The sequence below is a fragment of the Myxococcus xanthus genome (assembly GCF_006402735.1).
GTDB lineage: Bacteria > Myxococcota > Myxococcia > Myxococcales > Myxococcaceae > Myxococcus > Myxococcus xanthus_A.
In genome coordinates, this window is the sequence record NZ_CP017174.1 from 3089318 (window position 1) to 3107521 (window position 18204).

Annotated in this window: 16 protein-coding genes and 2 tRNA genes; 12 read left to right on the forward strand and 6 right to left on the reverse strand. The window is 69.9% G+C overall.

The window, feature by feature from the left end:
* Window positions 1-133 precede the first annotated feature (133 nt).
* On the forward strand, window positions 134-1291 hold the full coding sequence (locus tag BHS09_RS13115) for a sensor histidine kinase (protein WP_140790155.1): 1158 nt from the start codon (window positions 134-136) through the stop codon (window positions 1289-1291).
* Here the strand turns inward: BHS09_RS13115 and BHS09_RS13120 are convergent.
* On the reverse strand, window positions 1263-1847 hold the full coding sequence (locus BHS09_RS13120) for a hypothetical protein (protein ID WP_140790156.1): 585 nt from the start codon (window positions 1845-1847) through the stop codon (window positions 1263-1265). The genes BHS09_RS13115 and BHS09_RS13120 overlap by 29 nt on opposite strands.
* A 51-nt stretch (window positions 1848-1898) precedes the next feature.
* Here BHS09_RS13120 and BHS09_RS13125 point away from each other — a divergent pair, with 51 nt between their 5' ends.
* A complete protein-coding gene (locus tag BHS09_RS13125) occupies window positions 1899-2888 on the forward strand; it encodes a response regulator (RefSeq protein ID WP_140798028.1) in 990 nt (329 codons plus the stop codon).
* Window positions 2889-3032: 144 nt separating this feature from the next.
* Here the strand turns inward: BHS09_RS13125 and BHS09_RS13130 are convergent.
* The 4 genes from BHS09_RS13130 to gltX form a co-directional block, all read right to left on the reverse strand.
* Window positions 3033-3104, reverse strand: a tRNA-Glu gene (locus BHS09_RS13130).
* 130 nt (window positions 3105-3234) lie between these two features.
* Window positions 3235-3305, reverse strand: a tRNA-Gln gene (locus tag BHS09_RS13135).
* Between the two features lie 69 nt (window positions 3306-3374).
* Complete coding sequence (locus BHS09_RS13140; RefSeq protein WP_011552742.1) at window positions 3375-3782, reverse strand: hypothetical protein; 408 nt, start codon at window positions 3780-3782, stop codon at window positions 3375-3377.
* A gap of 58 nt (window positions 3783-3840) precedes the next feature.
* A complete protein-coding gene (gene gltX, locus BHS09_RS13145; protein ID WP_140798029.1) occupies window positions 3841-5280 on the reverse strand; it encodes a glutamate--tRNA ligase in 1440 nt (479 codons plus the stop codon).
* An 87-nt stretch (window positions 5281-5367) separates the two neighbouring features.
* Here gltX and BHS09_RS13150 point away from each other — a divergent pair, with 87 nt between their 5' ends.
* The 4 genes from BHS09_RS13150 to BHS09_RS13165 are packed head-to-tail and all read left to right on the forward strand — an operon-like array spanning window position 5368 to window position 8477.
* Window positions 5368-5922 carry a hypothetical protein gene (locus BHS09_RS13150; RefSeq protein ID WP_011552744.1) on the forward strand — a complete coding sequence of 185 codons (555 nt, stop codon included), beginning with the start codon at window positions 5368-5370 and terminating at the stop codon, window positions 5920-5922.
* A complete protein-coding gene (locus tag BHS09_RS13155) occupies window positions 5919-6806 on the forward strand; it encodes a myxosortase-dependent metalloprotease, MXAN_2677/MXAN_2678 family (protein WP_140798030.1) in 888 nt (295 codons plus the stop codon). Before BHS09_RS13150 ends, BHS09_RS13155 begins: the two co-directional genes overlap by 4 nt.
* Window positions 6764-7747, forward strand: coding sequence for a myxosortase-dependent metalloprotease, MXAN_2677/MXAN_2678 family (locus BHS09_RS13160; RefSeq protein ID WP_140798031.1), 984 nt, complete (start codon window positions 6764-6766; stop codon window positions 7745-7747). The genes BHS09_RS13155 and BHS09_RS13160 overlap by 43 nt, the downstream gene beginning before the upstream one ends.
* Before the next feature lie 10 nt (window positions 7748-7757).
* The gene (locus tag BHS09_RS13165; protein ID WP_140798032.1) at window positions 7758-8477 is read left to right on the forward strand and encodes an HAD family hydrolase; all 720 of its coding nucleotides are present in this window, start codon (window positions 7758-7760) and stop codon (window positions 8475-8477) included.
* Between the two features lie 39 nt (window positions 8478-8516).
* On the opposite strand, the gene BHS09_RS13170 is transcribed toward BHS09_RS13165, so the two are convergent.
* Window positions 8517-10574 carry a TonB family protein gene (locus BHS09_RS13170; protein WP_140798033.1) on the reverse strand — a complete coding sequence of 686 codons (2058 nt, stop codon included), beginning with the start codon at window positions 10572-10574 and terminating at the stop codon, window positions 8517-8519.
* A 245-nt stretch (window positions 10575-10819) separates the two neighbouring features.
* Between BHS09_RS13170 and BHS09_RS13175 the strand changes: the two genes are divergently transcribed.
* From BHS09_RS13175 to BHS09_RS13200, 6 genes are read left to right on the forward strand one after another with little or no spacing between them, the layout of a single operon-like run.
* Window positions 10820-11386 carry a chemotaxis protein CheW gene (locus BHS09_RS13175; protein ID WP_140790166.1) on the forward strand — a complete coding sequence of 189 codons (567 nt, stop codon included), beginning with the start codon at window positions 10820-10822 and terminating at the stop codon, window positions 11384-11386.
* Window positions 11383-13029 carry a CheR family methyltransferase gene (locus tag BHS09_RS13180; RefSeq protein WP_140798034.1) on the forward strand — a complete coding sequence of 549 codons (1647 nt, stop codon included), beginning with the start codon at window positions 11383-11385 and terminating at the stop codon, window positions 13027-13029. Before BHS09_RS13175 ends, BHS09_RS13180 begins: the two co-directional genes overlap by 4 nt.
* Before the next feature lie 21 nt (window positions 13030-13050).
* On the forward strand, window positions 13051-14667 hold the full coding sequence (locus BHS09_RS13185; RefSeq protein WP_140790170.1) for a methyl-accepting chemotaxis protein: 1617 nt from the start codon (window positions 13051-13053) through the stop codon (window positions 14665-14667).
* Window positions 14664-15047 carry a response regulator gene (locus tag BHS09_RS13190; RefSeq protein WP_011552752.1) on the forward strand — a complete coding sequence of 128 codons (384 nt, stop codon included), beginning with the start codon at window positions 14664-14666 and terminating at the stop codon, window positions 15045-15047. The genes BHS09_RS13185 and BHS09_RS13190 overlap by 4 nt, the downstream gene beginning before the upstream one ends.
* A 4-nt stretch (window positions 15048-15051) precedes the next feature.
* Complete coding sequence (locus BHS09_RS13195; protein WP_140790172.1) at window positions 15052-15636, forward strand: chemotaxis protein CheW; 585 nt, start codon at window positions 15052-15054, stop codon at window positions 15634-15636.
* A 9-nt stretch (window positions 15637-15645) separates the two neighbouring features.
* Entirely contained in the window at window positions 15646-18192 is a 2547-nt protein-coding gene (locus BHS09_RS13200) for a hybrid sensor histidine kinase/response regulator (protein WP_140798035.1), read from the forward strand.
* Window positions 18193-18204: the final 12 nt, after the last annotated feature.

The window sequence follows — 18204 nt, forward strand, 5'->3', positions numbered from 1 at the left end:
GGTGCGACGCGTCAGGCGCTCGCCCTATCCTGGTGGTGCGCGCGGTACCCAGCAGATCGCGAAGGGGTTGAGGCGCTATCCTAGGCCTTACCAGCCTGGCCCCCTTCATGGGACGCTGGCCTGGAGGAGCGCCATGAACCCGTCTGAACTCCCCGCGGTCCTCTACGTCGACGATGACGCGCTGAACCTCCGGGTCTTCGACGCGAACTTCGGGCAGCGCTTCCGCATCTTCCGCAGCTCCTCGCCCAGCGAGGCGTTGGCGCTCCTGGAGCAGCGCAGGGGCGAGATTGGCGTCATCCTCTCCGACCAGCGGATGCCCGGCATGACGGGCGTGGAGCTGCTGGAGCGGGCGCGCACGATTGCGCCGGACGCCAAGCGCATGCTCGTCACGGCCTACGCGGACATGCAGGCCGTCATCGACGCCGTCAACCGCGGCCAGGTGACGCGCTACTTCGTCAAGCCGTGGGACCGGACGGAGCTCCAGGCCGCGCTCGATGACGCGCTCAAGATTGCCCGACTGGAGCTGCGCATCCGCGAGGTGGAAGGGCGCATGATGAAGTCTGAGCGTCTGGCCACCCTGGGACAGGTGACGGCGGGTATCGCGCACGAGCTGATGGGGCCGGTGGGCTACCTGTCGCAGAACGTGGCGTCGCTGCAGCGCGACCTGGGCAGCGTCATCCAGTACGTGTCGCGGCACCTGCAGACGGACCCCGACCCCTCCGTGGCGGAGACGGTGGAGGACCTGCCCGCCCTCATCAAGGACCTCGCGGACGGCGCCGAGCACCTGCGGCAGGTGGCACTGGGGCTGCGAGCCCAGGCCCGCGGTGAGGACCTGGAGGCCACGGCGGACGTCGCGGAAGTGGTGTCCTTCGCAGTGAAGCTGGCGCGCGCCGAGGTGCGGGAGCGGGCGCGGCTGACGAGCAACGGCGAGCCCGTGCGCGTCACCTTCGGCCCGGTGAAGCTGTGCCAAGTGCTGCTCAACCTCATCGTCAACGCGGCGCAGGCCATGGGCACCACGGGACGTCCCGGGCGCATCGAGGTCCGGTGGACACTGCGTCCCGACGACGTGGTGCTCACGGTGGCGGACAACGGCTGCGGCATTCCCATGGAGCTGCAGGAGCGCGTCTTCCAGCCCATGTTCACCACCAAGCCCGTGGGCGTGGGAACCGGACTGGGCCTGTCCATCTGCCGGGAACTCGTCACGCAGTTCGGCGGCAGCCTCCGGTTGTCCTCCACGCAAGGGGAGGGCACCGAAATCGAAATCACCCTCCGGCGAGCCCCGCTCCCCTGAGTCCGAAGGCGTTGCTGAGCATGCGCCATACGCGGTGAAGCGTCTGCGTCTCGGAGGCGCGGATGTCCTCCACCAGCACCGCGCGGCGCAGCGGGCCCTCCGCGTCGGTTGGCGCGTACTCCACCACCAGTGCGTAACGGGGACCGGGGCGCTCCACCATGTGGACGGCCCGCACCGCGTCGAAGGGCACCACCGCCGCGCGGGTGGCGCCCGGTGACCAGGCCAGTTGCTCCAATCGGAGGGATTCGGAGCGGAAGTGCAGGACGAAGCGCCGGCGGCCCAGCCGGGACTCCCATTTGAGGGCCAGACCCACCAGGGCCGCCGCGAGCAATCCCAGGGCGAAGGCCGCCGTCGCGCCTTCCCGGACGCCCACCAGGATGGCGGCGCCCACCGCACACCCCAGTCCTACGCCGACGAACAGCCCGGGCAGGACACGCCGCTCCCAGGGCGGCGGCAGGGATTCGCCCACCAGCCGGCCGCCGTCATAACGCAGCCGCACGTCGCCCAGCCGCCCGGGTACCCGGTTGTCCTGCAATGCGTCCTGAAAGCTCGCCACGCCTCCAGCATAGCGGGCCTCAAATGCGGGCTTCGTAGTTGGAAGTGAGCTGTGCGAATCTGCGCGGCCATGGAGTTCCCGTTCGAAACCGGTGAGGGTGAAGGAGGGGAAGGGGGGACGCTCGCCTCGACGGTGCTGGTGGTGGATGACGAGCCCGTCGTGCTGGACATCTGTGCCCGCCTTCTGGAGCGAGATGCCGACCTGGTTGTGACGCTGGCCGCGAGCGCGGAGGAAGCCCTCCCGCTGCTGGCCGAGCAGCGCTTCGACGTCCTGGTGACGGACAAGAACCTGCCTGGCATGGGCGGCGTGGAGCTCATCGCCGAGGCGCGCCGTCTCCAGCCGTCCATGGAAGCGGTGATGATTACCGGCTACGCCAGCTCCGAAAGCGTCGTCGCCGCCTTCGCCGCGGGCGCCAGTGACTACATCCTCAAGCCTTTTGACGACTTGCGGGTGCTGCGCGCCAAGGTGCGCGCCGCCCTGGAGCGCCGGACTGCGGGCCTGCTCGTGCGGGAGCAGGCCCGGGAGGTGGCCCGCGAGGCCGCGGCCCTCCTGGCCTCCGGACAGGACGCGCCGGAGCTCGCCTACGAAGTCCTGGAGGCGGAGCTGCGGGCCTACGAGGAAGCGGTGCGCCTGGGCCTCAATGGCCGGATAGCCGTCGTGGGCAGCGCGAATACCGTCACCGTTCTTCAGGACGCTGGGTTCGAGGCGGCGGAGCTGCCGCCCTACGCCCCCGAACTGGAGCGCGTGGACGTCGTCATCGTGGAGACGGGCGACCCCCAGTGGCGCACGCTGGCCGAGCGCCTTCAGCGCAGACCGCCCGACGTGCTGCTGCTCGCCAGTCCCCAGTCGGACCTGGGTGATTTGTTGGAGGCGATTACGCTGCGCATGGACCTGGTGGGCTTCGGCACCAGCCAGGGTGCCGTCGCGCTGCCGGAGAAGGTGCGCATGTTGCTGCTGCGCCGGGGCGTGCAGCGGGCGCAAGATCGGCTCGCCGCAGCGCTCGCCGCCTTCCGGCAGAGCATCGCCGCGCCGCTTCCCTGAAGAACCCCATTGAGACGTGAGGAGGCGCGCGCGGGCCGGGCCTCGAAAGAGGCGCCGAGCCCCGTGGGGGCCGTCGCATACTGCCGACGTCTGGCCCGCAAAGCGAAACGCCCACCTTCTTTTCAGAAGGTGGGCGCCTCAGTGTGACCCTGCCGGGATTCGAACCCGAGTTTGAGCCGTGAGAGGGCTCCGTCCTAACCGCTAGACGACAGGGCCGATACTTGTTTCAACCGCCGCCAACTGCCCGCGATTTCTACCTTTTTTCGTCTGCCCTCGTCAACCTTTTTTGTTTCGTCCTGCTCAGGTTGCTTCAGACCGACGAGCACTACAACTACAGGACTACAAGCTGGGGAACTAGGATTCGAACCTAGATAAGCAGAGTCAGAGTCTGCTGTCCTGCCGTTAGACGATTCCCCAAGGACCTGCTCGACTGCGGCGCTTCTCTACCAATACCACTTCGGGACTGCAACAACTTCGGTGCGGCGTTTACTTCTTCCTGCTCTTCGTCGTCTCCGGCTTCTTGGCGGGCTTGGCTGCCTGCTGGGTCGGGACGATGTAGATGCGAACTTCGTCGTTCGCCTCGTAAATGTTCAGCCCCGCGAAGTTCTTCCCCGAGGGGTTGCTGATGTGAACCGCCTTGACGCCCGGCTGGTTCACGATCTGCCGGCGGGGGTAACCGCTCGTCGAGTAGACCGCGCGGTAGTACTCCAGCGTGCCATCGAAATCCCTGGGCGACCGGTAGCGATTCTCACCGACCCGCTTGGACCCATCCGGCAACTGCGCGCCATTGATGACTTCGGCGCCCGCTGAAACCGCCCAGAGCGCCACCAGCGCCGCTCCGAGCGGGCGCGCCTTATAGAAACCGCGTTTCAGGCTGTCAAGGGCACGCATCATGGGTCCGAAAGATAGGGGCCTGGGCTGCCGACGTCCACCGCTACCTGCGCCTGACAGCTCAACCGCGCGTCAGCGCCGCGTCGATGCGCAGCAGGGATTCGTCGCGGCCCACCAACACCAGCGTCTCGCCGATGCCCGGGCTGGTGGTGTTGCCGGTGAGTGCCACGCGGATGGGCTGCGCCACCTTGCCCATGCCGACGCTGGAGGCCTCGCTCACCTGCTTCACCACGCCGTCCAGCGCCTCCACCGACCACTCCGGAAGCGCGACGAGCGTCTCGCGCACCTTTCGCAGCAGGTTGAGGGACTCTCCGGAGAGGTGCTTGGTGGCGGCCTTCTCGTCCAGGGTGATGCCGGAGCGGAAGTAGACGTTGGCCGCGGTGGTGGCGATGTCTTCCAGGGTGTTGGAGCGCTCGCGCAGCGTGCGCACCAGCGTCTCCAGACGCGGGTCGCCCTTCGCCTGGATGCCCTTCGCCTCCAGGAAGGGGAGCAGCCGCTCCACCACGGTCTCCACCGGCAGCTGCTTCATCCACTGCTGGTTGAGCCACAGCAGCTTCTCCGGGTTCCACACGCCGGAGGTGGTGCCCACGTCGCTGAAGTCGAACCACTCGAGCATCTGCTCGCGGCTGATGACCTCGTCGTTGCCGTGGCTCCAGCCCAGGCGGATGACGAAGTTGAGCAGCGCCTCCGGCATGACGCCGTTGCGCTTGTGCACCATCACGTCCGCTTCCGGGTGCTTGCGCTTGGACAGCTTCTCGCGGTCCGGGCCCAGGATGAGCGGCAGGTGGGCGAAGTCGGGAGGCGTCCACCCCAGCGCCTGGTACAGCATCAGCTGCGGGAAGGTGGAGTTGACGTGCTCCTGGCCGCGCGCGACCAGGGTGATGTCCATCAGGTGGTCATCAATGACACACCCGAAGTTGTACACGGGGATGCCGTCCGCCCGCATCATGACCCAGTCATCCAGGTCGCTGTGCGTCTTGGTGATGGTGCCCAGCGCCTTGTCGGTGAAGGACACGGAACCGTCACCCGCGGGCATCTTGAAGCGGATGACCGCGTCCGCGGCGTTGCGGCCGGCGGGGGGCTCGGTCCGCTCACGGCAGGTGCCCGGGTACTTGAACGCGCCGCCCGCCTTCTCCGCCACCTGCCGCTGCGCGTCGAGGTCCTCCTTCGTGCAGTAGCACCGGTAGGCCTTGCCCTCGGCGATGAGCTGGTCTGCGTGCTTGCGGTAGGTGTCCAGCCGCTGCATCTGGAAGTAGGGGGCGTAGGGGCCTTCCTTACCGGGGCCCTCATCCCAGTCGATGCCCAGCCAGTTCAGTCCGTCCAGGATGGCCTGCACCGACTCCGGGGTGGAGCGGCCCTGGTCCGTGTCCTCCATGCGAAGGACGAAGGTGCCGCCCTGGCGCCGCGCCTGCAGGAAATTCATCAGCGCCGTACGGGCACCGCCAATGTGAAGGTAACCGGTAGGCGAGGGAGCGAAGCGGACGCGAAGGGCAGGAGGCATACGGGCGCGCGGATTAGCAGGGCGTGGATGGAGGGTCAACGCGGAGGGACTTTCCTGGAGTAAGTTGGATGGCCAGGGAGAACTCGTATGTCGATTCGTCAGGTAGTTCGCACGTTGCTCCTGGCTGTCCTCCTGGTGGGCGTGCCCGCGACCGCCACCACCCAGCTCCGCGTGGACCTGTCCGGGCTCGCGGTAGGCGCGGACACCGTGGTCCACGGTGTCGTCCGGCGCGTGGAGAGCCGCTGGAGCGGCGACAAGATGCGCATCCTCACCGACGTCGAAATCCAGGTGACGGAATCGCTCAAGGGCCAGCCTGGGAGCACGGTGCTCGTCACCCAGCCCGGGGGCCGCATGGGGGACATTGGCCAGGTGGTGCACGGCCTGGCGTCCTTCACGCCGGGCGAGGAGGTGGTGGTCTTCCTGCAGAAGCGCGGACCCCGTGCCTTCCGCGTGTCCGACATGGCGCAGGGCAAGTTCCAGGTGAAGCGCGAGGGAAAGACGGCGCTGGCCGTCCCGGAGCCCACCGAGTCGCAGCTGCTGGACCCCGTCACCCGCAAGCCGGCCGCGTCCGCGCTCCAGTCCATGACGCTGGTGGAGCTGAAGGCCGCCATCCGTGAAGCCCTTGGGGAGCAGACGCCGTGATGCTGCTCGCGCCCCTGATGCTGGCCCTGACCCTGGGCCAGGTGGACCCCTACGTCCGCAGCCGTGTCGATGCGGGTGACACGCGCACGCAGTGCCTCTTCTGGACGTCCAATCGCGTCGTCTGGAACCAGAGCACCTACGGCAACCCGGACACGGCGGGTGACTCCGAGTTCGACGCGATTCGCGCCTCCTTCCAGAGCTGGCAGACCATCTTCGCCGAGTGCGGCAACCTCACGTTGGTGGAAGGCCCGCGCGTGGACGAACGCCAGGTGGGCTACCGGCGCCAGGGAAACAACACCAACCTGGTGCTGTTCCGCACCCGGGACTGCAACACCGTGGCGCCCGCGAGCGATGCGTGCTGGGACGACGACACGTGTGCCAACACGTATGACTGCTGGGATGACGACGACAACACCATCGCCATCACGCTCACCACGTACGACGAGCGCTCCGGCATCATCTACGACTCGGACATCTCCTTCAACGCGGCGCGCTTCTCCTTCACGACGGCGAACGGCGGCACGTGCTTCCCTCCGGTGACGACCCACTGCGTGGCCACCGACGTGCAGAACACCGCCACGCACGAGGTCGGCCACCTCATCGGTCTGGACCACACGCGCGCCACCGGCTCCACCATGAACCCCAGCGCGCCGCCGGGAGAGGTGTCCAAGCGCGTGGTGGACTCGGGCTCGCGCGGCTTCGTCTGTGACGCCTACCCCCAGGGGCAGGCCAGCCAGTCGTGCCTCCACCCGGTGACGTCCATCGACCTGGGACCCAAGGCTGGAGGCTGCTCCGCTGCGGGGCGGGGTGGGGTGCTGTCCCTGGTGGCCGTCTGGTCGCTGTGGCTGGCGCGCCGCCGCCGTCGCGAGGAGGCGGTCCGGTGAGGAAGGCGCTGGCGCTCGCGGCCGCGTGCCTGGCCACCTCCGCTCAAGCGCAGATGGACGAGGAGCCGTCCTACCGCCGCACCGTGGTGCCCAGGCACCCGCTGTGCCTGGTGTGGCCGGTGCGTGAGTACGTCTACCACCTGGATGCGGCGGGTAGCGCGCGCACGCCTGGAGACTCCGAGGTAGCGGCCATCGAGGCGTCCTTCGACTCGTGGCGGAGCATCTCCGACGGGTGCAGCGACTACCGGTTCACCCGGGGCGAGGACTGGCGAGCGCCCATCGCCGTGGGCTACGACGAGACGCGTCCCCGGGACAACTACAACATCATCACGTTCCGGGAGACGTCGTGCCACGAAGTTGCCCCGGCGGATGATGCGTGCTGGACCGAAGAGACGTGCGGCAACGTCTACCAGTGCTGGGAGCATCCGTCTGGGACCATCGGCCTCACCACGTCCACGTTCTCCTATCGGGACGGGCGGGTGTTGGACTCGGACATCGAGCTGAACGCGTCCCAGCCGGCACGGGGCTATGGCTTCCTCTTCACCACGGTGGACTCACCGGTGTGTGAAGGCGAGCCCTCGGTGGACTGCGTGGCCACGGACATCCAGAACACCATGACGCACGAGATTGGCCACGTGGTGGGGCTGGACCATGTCTTCGTCCCAGGCGCCACCATGGAGGCCACCGCGCCTCCGGGAGAGACGCGCAAGCGCGTCATCGACTCGGGGTCGGCCGCCGGGTTCTGTGACATCTACCCGCGTCACCTGCCGCCCACCCAGTGCTTCGTGCGGGAGGGGGCGGGGTTTGCGTTGAAGGCGGACGGCCGGGGCAGCGGCTGCGCGGCGGCACCGGGTCCGGTGGCGCTGGGGCTGGTCGCGCTCGTCCTGATGCGTGTGCGGCGGCGTGCAGTCCACGCTGCGGCGTCCTTCCGGCGGGATTAGAGGTCCAGGCGTGGCCGTCGCATTCTTCGACTTGGACAAGACGCTCATCGCCGCCAACTCGGGCTCGCTGTGGATTCGCCGCGAGCTCGAGCTGGGGCACATCTCCCGCTTCCAGGCGCTGCGCGCCAGCCTCTGGATCGCGCGCTACCACCTGGGCTTCGTGTCCATGCAGGACGCCGTGGCGCGCGCGATTGCCCAGCTCGCCGGTACTCCCGCGAAGCCGCTCCAGGAGCGCACCGTCGTGTTCTACGAGGAGCACGTGCGGCCGCTCTACCGGCCCGGAGCCTGGGCCGTGCTGGACGCGCACCGGCGCGCCGGAGAGCGGCTCGTCCTGTTGACGTCGTCCACGGGCTACCTGTCGGAGCTGGTGGCGCGGGAGCTGGGACTGGACGCGGTGCTGTGCAACCGCTTCGAGGTCGATGGCGAGGGCCTCCACACCGGACGCGCCCTGGGGACCATCTGCTTCGGCGAGGGCAAGCGCGTCTGTGCCGAGGCCTACGTGCGCGAGGCGGGCGTGGCTCTGTCGGCGTGCGCCTTCTACACCGATTCGTATTCGGACCTGTCGGTAATGGAGGTGGTGGGGCGGCCCGTGGCCGTCCACCCAGACCACCGGCTGCGGCGCCACGCCCGGAAGCGGGGCTGGCCGGTGGTGGACTGGGGTGTGCCGCCCGGCGGCGATGTGCCGGCCGTTCCGCCGGCGCCACCCGTGGTGCCCTCCACCGGACCCTGATGCGCGCTGGGTCCGGCGGGGACGGTCAGCGATGCATCCTCAGCGGCGCGGTGCCACCAGGCGCATGCTGAAGGTGTAGTCCACGTTCACCGGGTAGCCCTTGTAGACGATGGGCTTGTAGGTGCGGGACGTGAGGGCATCGAGCACCGCGCGCTCCATGTGGGCCACGGACTTGATGGTCCGGCACTTCTCCACGCGGCCCTGCTGGGTGATGGTGCAGCGGACAATCATCACGCCGCTCGACTTCGCGGCCATCGCTTCGCGCGTGTAGATGATGTCCTTGCCCTGGTCGACCATCTCCGGGCGAGGCATGTCCTCGTTGTAGGGGAGCACGTCGCCACGCGCGGAGGCCACCGCCGCGGTGGGGAGGACCGGCAGCGCGAGCCCGGTCGCTGAGCCCTTGGCCGGAGCCGCGTCGGTTGCCGAGGCCGTGGCGCCTCCGACGGCCGCCGCGACAGGGAGCTCCGTGGCGGGCGAGGCCGTGGGGGCGAGCATCACCGGCGCGGACATGCCGCCCGGCGTGGCCACCGGCTCGACTTCCTCCGCCGTCTCATCCGCGCTCACGGAGGCCACCTCGACTTGCCGGCCGCCGCCCGCGCCGCCCCGGCGCTTCTGGAGCTTCTGCGACAGCACCACCTCGCCGGTACCGCCCGTGACGACGGTCTCCATCTGGTAGCCCTCCATCGCGAAGGTCAGCTCCACCGTGACGGAGCCATCCTGTCCCGACGGAATCTCCAGGGTGAAGGGCGTGACGCCTCGCTCCTTGCCCCGGTAGAAGACGCGGGCGCCGGAGGGCTGGCTCATCAGCTTGAAGCGGACCTTGCCCGCGTTGGCGGCGGCCGCGGGCTCGGCGGCAGGCTCCGCGGCGGGCGCGGCGGCGACGGGCGCCGGGGCCTCCGTTTGGGGCGCGGGGGCAGGCGGCGCCGCTTCCTTGTTCGCCATGAAGAACACCGCGCCGCCCGCGATGAGGCCCGCCACCACGAGGCCGCCCAGGCCACCCGTGAGCAGCGTGCGCTGCCGGGCGCGCTCGACGTCCTTGGGCACCTCCACGCTGATGTCCACTGCCAGCGTGTCACCGGATTCGGTGTTGTTTCCCACGTTGGAGAACAGCGCGGGGGACGGGTAGGGGCCCGTCGTCGTCGCGCCGCCGGGCCGCTTGAAGATGCCGCTGTTGCCACCCGCGGCCATGCTCGCTTCGCGCAGGCCCTCCAGCAACTCGTCCATCGTCTGGTAGCGCCGCGCCGGGTCCTTCTCCAGGCAGCGCCGCACCACCGCCTCGATTTCCGGCGGGATATGGAGGTCCGGACGCACCTGCTGGAAGGTGGGCGGGGCTTCCTTGTAGTGGGCGAAGATGAGCTCGATGTGGTCGCGCGCGATGAACGGCGGACGCCCCATCAGCATCTGGAAGAGCACGATGCCCAGCGAGTACACGTCGCTGCGCGCGTCGGTGGCGTTGCGCGCCTGCTCGGGCGCCATGTACTGCGGCGAGCCCAGGAACGTGCCGTTCTGGGTGATTTCGGGGGAGAGCTGCCCCTCCTGGGGCGCCGCCACCGACTTCACCAGGCCGAAGTCCAGCACCTTGACCAGGTCCTGATCCTGCTCGTTGAGGAGCATGATGTTGGCCGGCTTCAGGTCGCGGTGGATGATGCCCAGGCTGTGCGCCTCGCGCAGTGAGCGGCAGATCTGCTGGGTGACGGAGATGGCGCGGGACCACGCCAGCGGGCCGACCTGCCCCAGCACCTGGGCCAGCGTCCGGCCGTCCAGGTACTCCATGGCAATGTAGAAGATGCCGTCGTCCGTCTGCCCGTAGTCGATGACGGTGACGGTGTTGGGATGGCGCAGCTTGGACGTCAGCGACGCCTCGCGCAGGAAGCGCTTCTGGAAGCCAGGGTCCCGGCTGCTGGGGAAGCTGGGGTTGAGCACCTTGAGCGCCACCACACGCTCGAGCGGTGCCTGCAGGGCCCGGTAGACCTTGCCCATGCCCCCGATGCCCAACGGTTCCAGGACGCTGAAGCGGCCGTTCAGGGTCCGCCCGATGAGAGGATCCGCGCCCGTTCCAGCGGGTGCCTCGGGATTCGGCGAGTCGCCCTTGATCATTCGTAGCCCCATACAGCAAGCAACATCGGTTCTCCTGAAGTGTCGCCGCACTTCATCAAACCATACCTGCCGCGCGCTTCGCACCAGGGGGCTGTCCGATCCAGCACGTCTGATGCCTTCCGTTGCCGCCATCACTCGCCCATCCGTGTGAGAGTGAATGCCGGTTAGCCCGCATTGACGCTTCTTTGTCTGACAGACTAGCGTGCTCCAATCCCGCGCTTCAGTGACAGGCGGGAGTTCCCCTGATGGCAGACACCCCAGACAATTCCATGGTCGCGCAGTCGCGCCGTCTCTCTGTCGAGGAGCGGCTGAGCCAGCTCGAGGAGGAGCAGGTCCAGCTGCGCCAGGAGCTGGCGTCGCTGGCGGGTGAGCTGCGACTGCCGGGCATGTACCTGGCGGTGGACGCGGCGGGTACCAGCGCGCTGATGGACGCCGAGACGGTGCAGGAGGTGGTGCGGCTGGTGGAGCTGGAGCCGTTGCCCGGGGCGCCCGCGCACGTGGCGGGGACCTTCGTCTACCGGGGCAGCCCGGCCGTCGTCGTGGACCTTGCGGCGCTCTTGGGGGTGAAGCGAGAGGCCTCCCTGGATGCGCACCTGGTCGTCTGCGGCGGCGGCGCGCGGACGGTGGCGGTGCTGGTGGACCGCGTGCGTGACCTGGTGGAGTCCCCGGTGCTGGTGGACGGGACGCCGGATGGGACGTCGCCGCTGCCGTGGGATGCCAGCGGTCTGATGGCGGGCCTGTGCCGGACGCCCGAAGGCGTGCGCCCGTTGCTTCGGACGTCCGCGGTGCTCGTGGGGCCGGAGGCGCCGTGAGCGAGGGCGTGCTCGACGACGCGACGCTGGCCCGGGTCGAGGACGTCCTCCAGTCGGCCTGCGGGGTGACGTTGGCGCGCAGCCTGCGCCGCTCGCTGGAGACGGCGCTGGGCCGGGCCGCGCGTTCGCGAGGCCTGGAGCCCGACGCCTTCCTGCGCACGCTGCTGGTGCGCGAGGCCGCGGCGGTGGAGTGCTTCATCGAGCACGCCGTCATTGGCGAAACGTACTTCTTCCGTCACCCGGAGCACCTGCGCGCCCTGGCGCGCCTGGCGCAGACGCACCCAGCCCCGTGCTTCCAGGTGTGGAGCGCGGGCTGCGCCAGCGGCGAGGAGCCCTACAGCATCGCCATGGCCTTGATGGCGGAGGGTTTGCCCGAAGGCCGCTTCCGGGTACTGGCGACGGACGTGTCGGGCCGGGCGCTCCAGCGCGCGCGGGATGGCGTGTACGGTCCGTGGTCCCTGCGCCGCATCGAGCCGGAGCAGGAGAAGCGCTTCCTGGTCGCCAACGGCGACGACTACTCCGTCATCCCCCAGGTCCGGCGCGCCGTGGAGTTCCGGCGCCACAACCTGGCCGTGGACCCGCCGCCCTTCATGGGCCTGGGCGCCATCTTCTGCCGCAACGTGCTCATCTACTTCCCGACGGAGCTCGCGCGGGAGGTGCTGAAGCGCTTCATCTCCGCGCTGGCTCCCGGTGGGCTGCTCTTCGTCTCTCCGGCGGAGGTCCCGCTCACCAATGGCCTGGGTCTGGAGACAGTGGACGCCGAGGGCAGCGTGGCGCTTCGGGTCCCCGTGCCGGGGGCTCCTCGCGCCGTGACGCCAGAGGCGCGGCTTCCTCGCCTGGGGGCGGGCCGGAATCAGGTGTCCTCGGCGGTGCCGCCTGCCGGGTGGCCTCAGGCGCTGGACGATTCAAGGGCGCGCCGCGCGCGCGCGCCGGCTTGGGGCGCGAAGCCATCGACAGGCGAAGGGCCTCTGACGTCCGGCACGTCCCTGGGGGACTCCCGTGTCGGCTCGGTGTCCGGCCGCACGGCGTCGGGTCTGGCGGGAGCGTCTGTCCGTTCTGCTTCGTCAGCCGCGGGGGATTTCTCCGCGACGGGGGCTTCGCCCGGCGCTATCGACTCGCGCGGGGCGGAGGGGCGTCCATCTCCAAGCGAGCCTGGGACGTCGCGTCCTGCGTGGGCCTCGTCAACGCCAGCCGCCGCCACTCACGCCGTGTCGCGGTCCGTGGACGCACTCGCCGCCGAGGAGGTTCCTCTCCTGGAGCGCGCCATCATCGCGGCGCGCGCGGGACACTTCGAGGAGGCGGAGGCGCTGGCGCGCGAGGCCGCGAAGGCGCTCGTTCCCGAGGCGTACCTGCTGCTCTCCATGGTGGCCGAGGTTCGTGGCGACCTGAACGGGGCGGTGGAGGCGGTTCGCAAGGCGCTGTACCTGGAGCCCCGGTTGGCGCTGGGGCACGCCACGCTGGTGGCCCTCTATAGGCGCATGGAGCGGCCCGAAGACGCGGAGCGTGCGCGGCAGAACGCCCTGCGCGCGCTGGACGGACTGGATGATGAACACCCGCTGCGTGGGGTGGAGACGATGACGGCCGGCGGCCTGAGGCAGGCCCTGGCGCCAGTCGAGCAGGCTGGCTGGCATGGAGTGCGCTGAGAGGCGCGCGCTCCGCACGAGGTGGGAGGCAACGTGGACGTCAAAGGGACACACCTGACACCGCCGGGCCGCGCGCCGGGGAGCAGGCTCAGTCTGCGGATGAAAATCCTCGCGCTCACCGGGGCGACGGGGGGGCTGGTGGCCGTCATCCTCATCACCACGACGTGGATGCAGATGGGCGACGCGCTTCGCAATGACCTGTCCCGCCGCGCCAACTCGGTGAGCGTGGAGCTGGCGAAGACGCTGACGCCCGTGCTGGGCGCGAAGCGCGACCCGGAGCGGCTCCAGGAGCTGGTTCAGGGCGCGCTGAGCCTGGGGCCCGAGGTCGCCTATGTCCGCATCCATGACGCGGACGGCATCCTCCTGGGCGAGGCCGCCGCGGAGCGCTACGACGGCGAGGCGCAGGCTCCGGCCTCCGTCGAAGGCGATGCCTCGGTGCTCCGCCGCAGGTCGGTGAAGGGCACGGGCCTGGTGGAGACGACGACGCCGGTGCTCGCGGCCGGCTCCACCGCGCATCTGGGCACCCTTCAGCTGGCGCTCCACGAGGAGGGGCTGAGCCAGACGCTGCGGGAGGCCACGCGCTTCACGGCCATCATCAGCCTGCTCGTGCTGGTGGCCTGCCTGGTGGCGGCATGGCTGGTGTCCGGGATGCTTGTGGTGCCGCTGGAGCGGCTGGCGCGCGCGGCGGCGGGCATCGCGGCGGGGGATTTGCGCCAGCAGGTGGACCTCCAGGGCTCGGATGAGATTGGCGACGTGGCGCGCAGCTTCGCGGTGATGACGGACGCGCTCTCCCACCTGCTGCAGGACCTGCGCAGCGCGGCGGCGGAGATGGAGCGCGAGGCGGCGGGCGTGCTGGCCACCTCCACGCAGCAGTCGGCCATGGCCCACCAGCAGGCCTCCGCCATCAACGAGACGAGCACCACGGTGGCGGAGATTGCCCAGACGTCCAAGCAGGCCACGGCCTACGCGGACTCGGTCATCTCCCAGACGCAGAAGTCCGAAGCCCTCAGCGCGGAGGGGCAGAAGGTCGTCAGCGAGAGCGTCTCCGGCATGGAGAACCTGGGCGAGCAGGTGAAGGCCATTGCCCTGTCCATCACCGACCTCAGTGAGCGCACGATGCAGATTGGCGACATCATCGGCACGGTGAAGGACGTGGCCGAGCAGTCCAACCTGCTGGCGCTCAATGCCTCCATTGAAGCGGCCAAGGCCGGGGAGCATGGCCGGGGTTTCGCGGTGGTGGCCACGGAGATGCGCACGCTGGCGGAGCAGTCCCGCATCGCCGCGGAGCAGGTGCGCGGCCTGCTCAACGAGGTGCAGAAGGGGACGAGGCAGGCCGTCAGCGCCACGGAGGAAGGCAGCCGCCGGGCGCAGGCGGCCATGGAGCTGGCTCGCGAGGCGGGGACGACCATCCTGGGCCTGTCGGAGGTCATCCGCGAGTCGTCGGGCGCGGCGCGGCAGATTGCCGGAAACACGCGTCAGCAGACCATTGGCGTGGAGCAGATTTCCACGGCCATGAGCGAGCTGACATCCGCCATGGGAGACTCGGTGGAGAGCACCCGGCGCATCGAACAGGTGTCAGGCAATCTGACCAATCTCTCGAAACGGTTCTCGGACCTGGTGGGTAGGTACCAGTTATGAACGCAAAGGTGCTCATCGTCGAAGACACGAAGACCATCACCAACCTTCTTCAGGTGTACCTGATGGGGTGGGGGTTGGAGTTCTTCGACGCTCCGAATGGCGCGATTGGACTGACCAAGGCGCGGGAGCTCAAGCCGGACCTCATCATCTCCGATGTGCAGATGCCGGAGATGGACGGCTTCGCGCTGTGCGCGGCGATCCGTGCGGACCGGCAACTTCACGACACCCCTTTCATGATGCTCACCTCGCTGAAGGACGATGCGAGCCGGCAGAAGGGCAAGCTGGTGGGTGCCAGCGCCTTCCTCAACAAACCGGTGTCCGTGGACGACCTTCGTTCGAAGGTGCGCGACATCCTGAAGCTGCCCGCGACCCGGTACTGAGCGCATGTCGAAGGACGACGCCAAGATTGATTACGCCGGGCTGCGACGCCAGCTCACCGAGGCGCACTCGCTGCTGGACGGCAAGCAGGGTGTGAGCCCCGAGAAGCGTCGCGAGGTGCTGAGCGCCCGTGCCCGGGCCCTGGCCGAATCCCGCCACGAGGAGCGCCAGGAGGTGCTCTCCGTGCTGGCCTTCACGGTGGGCGGCGAGCGCTATGCGGTGCGAATCGAGCACGTGGACCACGTGATCGAAGCGCGCGGCATCGCCTCGCTGCCCGGTGCTCCCCGGCACGTACTGGGGGCGCTGGTGAGCCGCTCGCGCGTGGTGCCGGTGTTGGACCTGCGCCAGCTCCTGGGACTGGAGGGTGGCGGCATGTCGGACCTCAGCAAGGTGGTGGTGGTCGAGGCGGATGACAGTGAAGAGGGGTTCGGGCTGGCGGCGGAGTCCGTCGAAGGACGCAAGGAATTGCCGAAGGTGGAGCTGTCCCAGCCTCCGCCCGGGCCGTTCTTGTTTCTCACGCCGGACCGGCTGACCGTGTTGGACCTGGAGCAGCTCGGGGGCCCGTCCGCCACGCGGCCCGAAGGGGAGTAGGCACGCGCCATGGATCCTCAGCTCTTGCGCAGCATCTGGCCGGTGTTCTCCGCGGAGACGCGCGAGCAGATTCAAGCCATCGGGTCGAAGGTGTTGGGGCTGGAGGGCCCGGCGCAGGGGCGTGAGCCGGACCTGCTCCCTTCGCTCAAGCGGCTGGTCCACAGCCTCAAGGGCTCCGCGGCCAGCCTGGGCCTGGACGACATCGAGCAGGTGGTGCACGCCATCGAGGACGGGCTGGCCACCTTCAATCAGGAGGAGCGGCTGCCCCGCGACACGGTGGAGGCCATGCTGCGCGGCCTCTCCGCCATTGAAGGCGCCATGGCCCGTGGCGACGCCGGACAGTCGCCCGTGGTGGAGGGGCTGTCCTCGCTGCTGGCCGCCCTGGGCCACGAGTCCGCGGAGGTCATCCCCCAGACGGCGGCCTCGGGCGCGGCCGCGCAGGGGCTGGAGGTGCTGGACCTCCTCGAAGCGGGGTTGGGCGCGCTGTGCTCGCCGGATGTGCCGGACCGGGCCGCGGTGGTGCGCACTGCGGTGGAGCGGGCCCGCACGCTGAAGGCGTCCGCCGAGTCCGCCGGGGCGCAGAAGGTGGCCACGCTGGCGGATGCCGCGGCGCTGGGCTTCACGCGCATGGAGCCGGGCGGTGACTCCGCGGGGCTGGCGGCCTCGGACGTGGCTGGCACGCTGGTGGATCTACGGACCGCCTTGGAGGCGGCGGGTGGAGCAGGGGCGGTGGCCCGCGCCGTCCATTCGCTGCGCGCGTCGCCGTCTCCCGCGCCCGTGGAAGGCGCGGCGGCCCAGGGGCCCACGGGGGCCGTGGCCACGACGGAGTCCCGCGGACCGGCAGACCAGACGGTGCGCGTGTCGGTGAAGACGCTGGAGTCCATCGCGCTCCAGGTGGAGCTGCTCCTGGCCGGACGCGCGCAGCAGACGCGGCGTGGTGCGGCGCACCGCGTGTTGATGGACGGCATGCGCGAGGTGCTGATGCACCTGGAGCGAGCATCGTCGCAGCTCGCGATGGCGGGCGGCGGTCCCGCGCTGGAGCCGCTCCGCGCGGGCGTGACGCAGATGCGCGGGCTCCAGAAGCAGCTCCTGGAGCTGACGAAGGAATCGCACCGCGACGGTGAGCAGCTCACGCTGGTGGCCCAGGTGGCGCGGGATGACTTGCGCGACCTGCGCATGGTGCCGGCCTCGCAGGTGCTGGAGCCGCTGCGCCGCACCGTGCGCGAGACGTCCGCGCGGCTGGACAAGCAGGTGACGCTGGAGCTGTCGGGCGGCGAGGTGCGGTTGGACCGGCGCATCCTCGACGCGCTGAAGGACCCGCTGCTGCACCTGGTACGCAACGCCATCGACCACGGCTTGGAGTCCACCGAGGAGCGGCGGGCCGCGGGCAAGCCCGAGGCGGGGCGCCTGACGGTGCGGGTGGAGCCCCGGGGCTCGCGCATCGCGGTGGTGGTGGAGGATGACGGCTCCGGCCTGTCGCCCAGCCGGGTGCGCGCCACGGCGGTGCGGCGGGGGCTGCTGCCGGCCGACGAGGCGGAGAAGCTGTCGGACGCGCAGGCGGCGCGGCTCATCTTCCAGCCGGGCTTCTCCACGCGGGAGCAGGTGACGGCGACGTCCGGGCGGGGCGTGGGACTGGACGTGGTGCAGGCGACGGCGCAGCGGCTCCAGGGCTCGGTGGACGTGGCCTTCACGGCGGGCCGGGGCACGCGCTTCACCGTGGACCTGCCGCTGACGCTGGCCGCGGCGTTGGGGTTGCTCGTGCGCACGGGCACCACGGTGTCCGCGATTCCCTCCGACAGCGTGAATCGCATCCTCCGGCTGAACCCGGACGACGTGGGCACCGTCGCGGGCCGCGTGGTGGCGCGGCTGGATGGGGAGCAGCTCACGTTCCTGTCGCTGGCGGAGGCCATTGGCCTGCCCCGGCTGCCGCTGGCGCTGGACTCCGGGAAGGTGCAGGCCGCCGCGCTGCTGACGGTGGGCGAGGACAAGGTGCTGTACGCCATCGACGAGGTGGTGGGGCAGCAGGAGATTGTCGTCCGCTCCCTGGGGCGCCACCTCAAGGGCGTGCGGCACCTGGCGGGCGCGGCGGTGCTGGACGATGGCCGCGTGGTGCCAGTGCTCAACGCGGCGGAGCTGGTGCGCGCGGCGCGGCCGGAGACGCGCTCGGTGGCCCGCGAGACGGCGCGGCCTCGCATCCTCGTGTGTGACGACGCGCTCACCACGCGCTTCGCCATGAAGTCGCTGCTGGAGATTGCCGGCTACCCGGTGGTGACCGCGGCGGACGGTGAAGAGGCGTGGGGCATCCTGGAGCGCACGCCCTGCCAGCTGGTGGTCAGCGACTGGCAGATGCCCCGGCTGGACGGCGTGGGGCTGGCGCGGCGAATCAAGTCGCACCCGCAGCTACACCGCACGCCCATCATCCTGGTGACGTCGCTCGACAGTCCCGAGGACCGCGCCGCCGGTCTGGAGGCGGGCGCGGACGGGTACCTCGTCAAGCGCGAGGTGGAGCGAGGCCGCCTGCTGGAGCTGGTGCGCCAGCTGCTGCCCGCATCCTGACGGCGCCGCGCC

What these genes read in the sequence shown, in the direction of transcription:
- BHS09_RS13115 (WP_140790155.1), top strand. Translation starts at nt 134, where the DNA reads ATGAACCCGTCTGAACTCCCCGCGGTCCTCTACGTCGACGATGACGCG.
- BHS09_RS13140 (WP_011552742.1), bottom strand. Translation starts at nt 3,782, where the DNA reads ATGATGCGTGCCCTTGACAGCCTGAAACGCGGTTTCTATAAGGCGCGC.
- gltX (WP_140798029.1), bottom strand. Translation starts at nt 5,280, where the DNA reads ATGCCTCCTGCCCTTCGCGTCCGCTTCGCTCCCTCGCCTACCGGTTAC.
- BHS09_RS13150 (WP_011552744.1), top strand. Translation starts at nt 5,368, where the DNA reads ATGTCGATTCGTCAGGTAGTTCGCACGTTGCTCCTGGCTGTCCTCCTG.
- BHS09_RS13170 (WP_140798033.1), bottom strand. Translation starts at nt 10,574, where the DNA reads ATGATCAAGGGCGACTCGCCGAATCCCGAGGCACCCGCTGGAACGGGC.
- BHS09_RS13175 (WP_140790166.1), top strand. Translation starts at nt 10,820, where the DNA reads ATGGCAGACACCCCAGACAATTCCATGGTCGCGCAGTCGCGCCGTCTC.
- BHS09_RS13190 (WP_011552752.1), top strand. Translation starts at nt 14,664, where the DNA reads ATGAACGCAAAGGTGCTCATCGTCGAAGACACGAAGACCATCACCAAC.
- BHS09_RS13195 (WP_140790172.1), top strand. Translation starts at nt 15,052, where the DNA reads ATGTCGAAGGACGACGCCAAGATTGATTACGCCGGGCTGCGACGCCAG.
- BHS09_RS13200 (WP_140798035.1), top strand. Translation starts at nt 15,646, where the DNA reads ATGGATCCTCAGCTCTTGCGCAGCATCTGGCCGGTGTTCTCCGCGGAG.